This is a genomic window from Methylobacter sp. BlB1, assembly GCF_015476545.1.
Classification (GTDB): Bacteria; Pseudomonadota; Gammaproteobacteria; order Methylococcales; family Methylomonadaceae; genus Methylobacter.
In genome coordinates this window covers 1-1,148 of the sequence record NZ_JADMKV010000173.1, presented here as the reverse complement: position 1 = coordinate 1,148, position 1,148 = coordinate 1, and the positions used below count along the sequence as shown (strand labels likewise).

Sequence of the window (1,148 nt, the reverse complement as noted above, 5' to 3'; positions counted from 1 at the left end):
GATCCGGGCCATGGTTCTGGACGGCGTTGTTGATCCCATAGCCTACACTACCGGCAATGGCAACGAGGGCTTTAACCTGCCCGTTACCACGAGATTCGGTATAGATAAAGGGGCGCAGGCGACGCTGAATGAATTCTTACGCCTTTGCGATCAAGCAGGTGTCGCGCAGTGCTCCTTCGGCGATGCGGCGACCATCAAGTTTGATTTCCTGGTCGGTTACCTGCGGATGGCTCCTATCCACATGATCGATCCGACCAAAGGTCCCGTTGACCTGACCTATGACCGATTCATTGAAACGGTTATCAGTGCGCTGGCGAGTTCATCGGAATGGTCACTGTTGGCGAGCGCCTTGAATGAACTTTACGGCACTATCACTAATGGCTCGATATACACAGCCTTCAGGGCGGGAAGTGCATTTTCTGCTTTAACTGCTGCCCTGGGCAGCACACCCAATCCCGATGATTTGACGCGTGCCGCCCAGCAATTCGCGGTCATGTGCAGCGATTCCATCAATCCCGATAATCACGCGGCTTGGTCTTCGGCGGGAGAAGCCGCCGAGGCCAATGTCGGGATATTTGGGCGCTTCGCGGCCTGGCAATCCAGCCCTTGTGCCGTTTGGCAGGGTAACGATCCAGATCGCTATCTCGGCCCGTTTACCCAAACGACCACAGAACCGATACTCCTCGTTGCCAACCGTTTCGACCCCATAACGCCGTATGAAGGCGCCCTGCAAGCGCACAGCCTCCTGCCCAATTCGGCCCTGCTGACGCTTGAAGGCTGGGGACATACGTCGCTTTCTCTTTCGTCCTGCGTGGATCAGGCTGTGTCTAGCTATCTGCTTACTTCCAAGGTTCCCAGCACTGAAGCTAGCTGCCAGCAAGATGCAGCACCTTTCGCCGAAGCATCATCCGATCCGGCATCCTTCGACTTAAGTACATTGGCGGAACTGATATTATCGGGTGCAGTAAAACCTGATACAACAACACCTGACACAACAACACCTGACACAACAACACCTGATACAACAACGCCTGACACAACAACACCTGACACAACAACACCTGATACAACAACACCTGATACAACAAAGCCAGACACAACAAAGCCTGACACAACAAAGCCTGACACAACAAAGCCTGACACAACAA

1 protein-coding gene is annotated in these 1,148 nt (G+C 53.7%); it reads left to right on the top strand.

Features of this window, described 5'->3' with window-relative positions; genetic code table 11:
- Positions 1-1,148, top strand: a 1,148-nt coding sequence (locus tag IT781_RS21875; protein ID WP_194972286.1) for an alpha/beta hydrolase, incomplete at both ends; no start/stop codon positions are given.